The organism is Heyndrickxia sporothermodurans (assembly GCF_003055045.1).
In the GTDB taxonomy this organism is placed as follows: Bacteria; Bacillota; Bacilli; order Bacillales; family Bacillaceae_C; genus Heyndrickxia; species Heyndrickxia sporothermodurans.
Genome location: NZ_NAZB01000060.1, coordinates 1 through 7,196, shown reverse-complemented (window position 1 = coordinate 7,196; position 7,196 = coordinate 1). Strand labels below are relative to the sequence as shown.

The 7,196-nt window shown below is 37.1% G+C and carries 9 protein-coding genes; 5 read left to right on the top strand and 4 right to left on the bottom strand.

What is annotated here, in order from left to right; genetic code table 11:
* Nucleotides 1–263: 263 nt before the first annotated feature.
* From B5V89_RS17850 to B5V89_RS20250, 3 genes are all read left to right on the top strand, one after another.
* Nucleotides 264–509, top strand: a complete 246-nt coding sequence (locus B5V89_RS17850) for a hypothetical protein (RefSeq protein WP_213083817.1) — start codon at nucleotides 264–266, stop codon at nucleotides 507–509.
* A gap of 114 nt (nucleotides 510–623) precedes the next feature.
* Complete coding sequence (locus B5V89_RS17845) at nucleotides 624–830, top strand: hypothetical protein (protein ID WP_108073317.1); 207 nt, start codon at nucleotides 624–626, stop codon at nucleotides 828–830.
* A gap of 516 nt (nucleotides 831–1,346) precedes the next feature.
* A complete protein-coding gene (locus tag B5V89_RS20250) occupies nucleotides 1,347–1,520 on the top strand; it encodes a hypothetical protein (protein WP_213083816.1) in 174 nt (57 codons plus the stop codon).
* Nucleotides 1,521–1,556: 36 nt separating this feature from the next.
* On the opposite strand, the gene B5V89_RS17840 is transcribed toward B5V89_RS20250, so the two are convergent.
* From B5V89_RS17840 to B5V89_RS17825, 4 genes are all read right to left on the bottom strand, one after another.
* Nucleotides 1,557–1,769, bottom strand: a complete 213-nt coding sequence (locus B5V89_RS17840; protein ID WP_108073315.1) for a hypothetical protein — start codon at nucleotides 1,767–1,769, stop codon at nucleotides 1,557–1,559.
* 55 nt (nucleotides 1,770–1,824) lie between these two features.
* Complete coding sequence (locus B5V89_RS17835; RefSeq protein WP_108073314.1) at nucleotides 1,825–3,114, bottom strand: replicative DNA helicase; 1,290 nt, start codon at nucleotides 3,112–3,114, stop codon at nucleotides 1,825–1,827.
* Entirely contained in the window at nucleotides 3,107–3,865 is a 759-nt protein-coding gene (locus B5V89_RS17830; RefSeq protein ID WP_181294708.1) for a DnaD domain protein, read from the bottom strand. Before B5V89_RS17830 ends, B5V89_RS17835 begins: the two co-directional genes overlap by 8 nt.
* Before the next feature lie 342 nt (nucleotides 3,866–4,207).
* A complete protein-coding gene (locus B5V89_RS17825) occupies nucleotides 4,208–4,666 on the bottom strand; it encodes a sigma-70 family RNA polymerase sigma factor (protein WP_244913534.1) in 459 nt (152 codons plus the stop codon).
* A gap of 304 nt (nucleotides 4,667–4,970) precedes the next feature.
* On the opposite strand from B5V89_RS17825, the gene B5V89_RS17820 reads away from it, so the two are divergent.
* Together B5V89_RS17820 and galU are read left to right on the top strand one after the other, a co-directional pair.
* Nucleotides 4,971–5,471 (top strand): competence protein ComK, encoded by a 501-nt coding sequence (locus tag B5V89_RS17820; RefSeq protein WP_066231939.1) that lies wholly within the window; start codon nucleotides 4,971–4,973, stop codon nucleotides 5,469–5,471.
* Nucleotides 5,472–5,651: 180 nt separating this feature from the next.
* On the top strand, nucleotides 5,652–6,530 hold the full coding sequence (galU, locus tag B5V89_RS17815) for a UTP--glucose-1-phosphate uridylyltransferase GalU (RefSeq protein WP_108073311.1): 879 nt from the start codon (nucleotides 5,652–5,654) through the stop codon (nucleotides 6,528–6,530).
* The last annotated feature ends 666 nt before the right edge of the window (nucleotides 6,531–7,196 follow it).

Here is a 7,196-nt window from a genome sequence, read left to right as displayed (position 1 = left end):
AGCAATAGATTCAGAACCCCATTGCTTTAGCTGTGGGAGTATCAGACTTAATAAAAATGAATTGGCGACACTTCATCCAACAAACGAACCCTGTAATCGCGGCTCTTCTCAGTAAATTGGGTTACAACAAACAAGAACGGGTGCAAGTAAAACTTGAATTTTTGCGTATGATAAGCCGCATGGAATTAAATCCAGCAAAAATGGAATTGATCTACGGATTTTTCGAAACATATCTTCATTTAAATGAAGAGGAGGAAGATCAAATGCAGGAGAAAATCACCAAACTCCCAGAAGAAGAAGCTAAATTAATACTGAAACTGCCAAATTCATATTATGAAAAAGGAATTGAAATAGGTTTTGAAAAAGGAATTAAAAAAGGAATTGCAGAGGGAATTGAAAAAATAGTAACCGAAATGCTGAAGAAAGGTTTATCCGCAAAGTATATATCTGAACTTACAAACATAAGTGAGGAAAAAATTAAAGAGATTCAGTTTAAAAACGAAGTCTGATAGTAGCGTGGTTGTGGGATTTTATAGGTTAAAAAGTATCGTCGGGACAGTGTAAACACTGTCCCTGGATTTTTCGAAACATATCTTCAGTTAAATGAAGAGGAGGAAAATCAAATGCAGGAGAAAATCACCAAACTTCCAGAAGAAGCTAAATTAAAACTGAAACTACCAAATTCCTATTATGAAAAAGGAATTGCAAGGGGAATTGAAAAAATAGTAACCGAAATGCTGAAGAATGGCCTATCCGCAAAATATATATCTGAACTAACAAATATAAGTGAGGAAAAAGTTAAAGAGATTCAATCTAAAAACGAAGTCTAATGATGACGTGAGGAGTCTAAAGGGATAGAAAAGTATGGTTGGGACAGTGTAAACATTGTCCCTTTTAAAATTGATTGAGATGACACCTACGTGCATAAATCTGTAAGATACAGGAAGGAAAAGCAGAGGAAATCTACCCGCAACGAACGGATTCGTCCACATGGGAACAGAAATTCGTTCATCATCTTCCCGCATCGAACCGATTCGTCCACTTGGAACTTGGTTTTCTTCCTCCATCTTCCCGTATCACACAGATCTGTAAGATACGAGAAGGAAAAACAGGGACATCGATGCCTGCGTGGATGAATCCAGAAGATACAAGTAGGAAAAAGAAGAAAGCCCACCTAACGTGCACGAAGCATTTAAGTACGGGCTTTTTATATCTGTAATGAAGTGACTAAGATCTACTCCTCTTTCAAAAAAACAATTGCAAATATCAAACCAAAAGCTTATAATCTTAATATGTTCTTTATCAAGAACAACCTAAGCAAGTAAACATTCGCAAAGGAGCTAGTTGTGAAAATGAATAAAGTCAGCACATACTATGAAACTGTTTTGCCAATCAAAGAAAAATCAACGAGTGAAAATGTTCTTAATAAGGAAATCGAATTTCGGACACTCGAACAATCATTAAATCGGATTGAAACCAAATTAGATGTTTTATTTAATATGATGAGTAAAATGAAATGAAGTTTCCTAGAATACTAGCATTACAACCCTTCTTAGTTACTCAAAATAGATAGAACCGCGTTTTGCCTCATACTCAGATAATTGCTCACATAAGCTTTTTTTAAACCGATCCTGTAAAAAATACGTAATTTCATTTAAATCATCATCCCAAGATAAGACACCTTTTTCATTAATAGCTAATTCAAGAAATAATATTAACGTTTTAAAACGATATTTTAGAGCCATTTTATAAGCTTCTTCAAGGTTCATTATAATTATCCTCCTTTTGAAAATCAGCGGGACAAGAGACCGATTCACGATCCCGCTAGGAAATGTTTTCGCGAAAAATATTCGTTTCTTTCGAGAAGTTTAATGTAACTGTTCCTGTTGGTCCGTTTCGATTTTTTGCAATGAGAAGCTCGGTCATGCCGCCTTTTTTTGATTTTGGATGGTAATATTCCTCACGGTAGAGAAAGAGAATCAAATCGGCGATTTGTTCGATGCTCCCTGATTCACGAATATCACTCATCGTTGGACGCTTGTCCTGGCGTTGCTCAACACCGCGATTTAATTGGGCAATCACAATGACGGGAATATTTAAGTCCTTTGCCATTCGCTTTAAATCCTGAATAATGTCAGTCACATCTCTGTGCAAATTTCCTGATGGGTTCGGATGTTTCAGCAATGTGAGAAAATCGATTGCCACGACATGCTTTTTCTCAGGATGTTCTCGTATATTTCGCTTAGTGGCCGCACGAATCGTCTGCACAGTGTATTCGTCACGAATATCAATCGAAAGCGAAGCGAGTGTTCCCATTGCCTTCGTATACCGCGACCATTCCTCGCGAGTAAACGATTTGGTTGGATTTCTCAATTTTTTAAGATTCACATTCGCTTCCATGGCAAGAAACCGATCAATCACCGAGCCAATACTCATGTCAATGGAAAAAAGTGTAGCAAACAGCTCATCCTTCATACAGCCGTTAAGAAAACTATTCAAAACCAAGGCTGTTTTTCCCATAGAAGGTCGTGCGGCCACGATAATCAAATCCCCATTTTGCCACCCGTCTATCCGTTCGTTCAAACAAAGGAATCCAGTGTGAACCCCGCTTAATCCGTGCATCGGAGTCTCCCGATGATACTTGTACCGTTCATGTAACAACTCTTGAAACGTAGCCGACTTTTGCGTAATCACCGACTCCAAATTCGTCGTTGCATCAAGAAACGAATACAAATCTTTTAGCAAATGACGTTCCTTCGTTCTTTCTAAAAAATCACTCGCAAGCTGATTCACATGCTGGACTGTATGAAAATCAAGAATGGATTGCTGGTATGAGTTGAAAGCAGATAAACTTGGAACACTATTCATAATTTCCGAGATATGATTCATACCGCCAAACCGTGCCATTTCACTAACGCCAAGCTTCGCAAACGATATGACACTTATCCTCTCACCATCGGATTGCATCTGTTTCATCAACTGAAACAGCCGTTTGTTATGAGAATCCAGGAAATGCTTTGGCTGCAATAAACATTCTTCCATAAGACTTGAATCGTGTAAGAGACAAGCGAGGGCAAAGCATTCATTCTCGTATTGAAACGTATATTTATCCATTTCCAATCAGCTCCTTTTGACCTTGATTATGTAAGTTTACTAGCAACCCCTTTGCATACGACCACGGTTGTTGCTGTGAAACAGCCTGTTTCATCGCCTCCAAGACGACACTCTCGCCCAGCACATCTACCCATTTCATTAATTCTTCCATTCGATTGGGCGGCAGCCAATCGAAATGGGCTTCGTAATACTTAATGACTTCAACATACATTTGATAAGCGATCTGTTTGGTTTTTAAATGTTTAGGAATGGTCACGTTTTGTGACGAGTTTTCCGCCAATTTCGGCGTGTTTTGTGACAAGATATGCCTGTTGGATAGCTTGTTTTGTGACAAACTCGACTTATTATAAGATGGGCTTGACCTCATCCGTGACGACCTATTATGTGACAAGTTGGCCGGACTTCTATGCTCTTCAATGGCCGATTTTGATCCGCAGCCAACCTTGAATTCTTCCTTTTCTTGCAATTCGTGAGAGGGAGATTTTTCATTGTCTCCTTTTGAATGATCCTGAACAACATACTCCGAGTGATAAAAAGGGATGATCGTAAACACAGTCGCTTGTGTCCCGCGTTCCCTATATGTAATTAATCCCTTTTCCATCAGCAACTCCCGAGCCGAATAATACGCCGTTCGCCCTAAACCACTCAACTCTTGAATTTCCGACCTCGCAGCCGCGAACGTATTTCTCCAACCAGTCCGATTATTGATATGCATCAACGTATGCCAAAGCATAGTAGCCGCCGAAGACAACGGATTCCTCCGCACCCAATCAAAAAACGCATTCATCTCCCGAATATAATTCATCCTTCCTCTACCTCCCTATACATTCCTACATCCTCACATTCTATATACAAACAAACATTGAAAAAAGGTACCTGTGTTACACAAAAATGTAACTAAATGTCACTTTGGTGTCAGGCACCGCCTGTGGACATTTGTCCACAAGCGGTGCCTGACACTCTTTTTACTTGTCTAGCGCAAGCAGCCTAGCCCCTCGAGGTCAAATGATCTGAGGCAATAAAAGTCAAAGAGCGGACTTTTTTTGCCTCAGATCATTTGCTTGTCGGGGCTGTTCGAGGCGCTTTTGCTTTTCTATTTTATCTTCCTTTTCAGTTCTTTCATTGCTTTGTTCCGCCATTTTTTGACGGCGGAGTAGGTGACGTTTTCTTTGATGGCGATTTCGGTCATGGTGAGTCCGTAGTAGAAAGTCAGGATGACCCATTTCTTTTGTGTTGCTGTGAGTCCGTTACAGTAAGTGAGCAACGTAGTGAGTTCAAGTGGGTCTTCCGATTCGTCGATTAGAAATTCCCAAAACTCCTCCTTCGGATAGGAATTTCGTTCGTCTCGTTTCCTCGCCTTCGCCAATTCGATTAGGATACGCCCCTTAATTGAAGTGTAGGAAAAACTCAAAAAAGAGCCTTTCTTTGAATCGAATTTCCTCCATGATTCCCACAGGGCGATCAGTCCAATCTGATAATACTCATCACGGTCCTTATAAATACTTAACGAATTCATAATGTGATAAATCATCGGTTCATACTGTTCAACCACTTCATGAAAATTCTCCACCCAAAAAACCTTTCCGGTCAGCGCGCCTTCCAATGTATTCCCGGGTTGGTTACATCATAGGGAGAATCTTTTATTCTATCTAGCAACAAAAAAACACGTTTCATAGGAAAATTTCGTCGAAACAACCTGTTTTAACGCATAAAACAGCTATTAAAAAGCGTACAAACGAGAAATAATGACATATTATTTATATTTTTAAAAATTATGAAGATTTTCATAAAATTATGGAACTTTTTGAAATGTTTTAGTATAATATACCTATAAAACGAAAAGGGGGACCTAGTGAATGGAAGTTGTTGAAACTTATAGAATTTCTCACACCACGATGGCACTTGAGGCATTCAATCACATTGAGTACAATACTAAAATTTATGATGTGGAAGGGATTTTTTATTCAAGGCAAACAATTCATCAATTGCTTGAACAGGCATGTGCATTGTATTGCACTGACTACAGAGGAAGAATCAATGCCGTTCGCGAGGCATTTAAGTATGACCAAAAAACACCTTTAGTCATTAGCCCAGACGAATCGCTTTATGCAATACCTACTCATTCTTCTAAGAATTATAACTGCAAATGGATATTTCCAGACCACGTTAAGGACTACATACCCACATCAAAAGAATTACACATCTACTTTCATAATGGACTAAAATTAGAAGTAGACATCTCCCAAAAAATATTCAAAACCCAAATAGAACGCGCACGCAATAGCCTTGTCTACTTCGCCAATTTACGAAAAATTCAACTCATTTATGAGAATCGAAGGAAGTATAAGAAGGAGTAAAAAGTTTTAATAATACTTTGATTATTAAAAAGAAAACAGAGTGTCGACTTGACGCTCTCTTCTTATTTTAGTTACTCAGCAATAAAAAATCTTCTTCTTTCCACTGTTAAATAGGGGTATGAAATATTTTCCCAATGAATATCAATCTTATTATAATCAAATAAATTGTGGGGGATATGAATGAAGAAAATACGGAAAGCGATTATTCCAGCTGCCGGTTTAGGTACAAGATTTTTACCTGTAACTAAGGCAATGCCGAAGGAAATGCTTCCAATTGTGGATAAGCCGACAATTCAATTCATAGTTGAAGAGGCAGTAGCTTCAGGAATTGAAGACATTATTATTGTTACAGGGAAAGGGAAACGAGCAATTGAAGATCATTTTGATAATGCTCCTGAGCTAGAGCAAAATCTAAAGGAAAAAGGTAAATTAGAATTATTAGAAACAGTACAATATTCTTCTAAACTTGCAAATATTCACTATATCCGTCAGAAGGAACCAAAAGGACTTGGTCATGCAGTATGGTGTGCCCGTAATTTTATTGGTGATGAACCTTTTGCTGTCTTATTAGGTGACGATATAATAAAAAGTGACACACCTTGTTTACGTCAATTGATTAATCAATATGAAGAAACGTATTCCTCCATTATAGGTGTTCAAGAAGTACCGGATTACGAAACCCATCGTTACGGGATTATTGACCCATCAGCCAGTAGTGGTCGTAGATATCAAGTAAGCAAGTTTGTGGAAAAACCTAAACAAGGAAAAGCTCCTTCTAATTTAGCAATTATGGGCCGTTATGTACTGAATCCTGAGATATTTATGTTTTTAGATAAACAAGAGACAGGTGCTGGCGGAGAGATTCAGTTAACAGATGCGATTCAAAAGTTAAATGAAATCCAGCGGGTATTTGCCTATAATTTTGAAGGAAAAAGATATGATGTTGGGGAGAAATTAGGGTTTGTTAAGACGACTATAGAATTTGCATTGCAGAATAATGAAATTAAAGATGATTTGATCGAATTTTTGGTAGAAGAAGTGAAAAAGTATAAACTATAAAAAAAACAATCATGGAAGGCAAAGAAAGAATTAAGCTGGACAGCTAAACATGCTATTGTGGAGGTTTGAGAAATTATAATGAATAACGGGGATACAAGGAATTATTGTTCTTTTGACTCTTTCACAGATTTCCCTTAATAGAGTTTGAAGTTAGAAAAATAATCCCACCTTATTATAGAGTGAGGATTATTGTATGCTTTACATATTTATTTTATTTAAATGCAAGTATTAAATAATATTTAAAAACCCAGAGTTGATTGCGAAAAATTACATGTTTTGTTATATTAACAGCAAGTATATCTAAAATATCAGAATTTTTTTAATTTGAAAATACACAAAAAAGAGAGAATGAGGGCAAGGCTTTTGAATTCACTAGTTTAACTGACTCAAAAGAAAAAGTTAAAGATAAGTTTAGACGAACATGGTATAGATTAACAAATTGTCGTGTTTGTTAAAAAGATTTAGAGATTTTCATCATCTTTACAAAGGGAACTCACAATTATAAGACTATTTCCGAAAAAGCCCTCGAAGCTGAACAACATTAATTTTTTATATACTGATCAAAAATGTTTTTTACTTTTCGTATTTAAAATGATTTTTGTGAATTAGTGATTTACTTCCAGTTTCAAAAAAGTGCTTTTATTTACCTCCTCGTATAATAAGTTT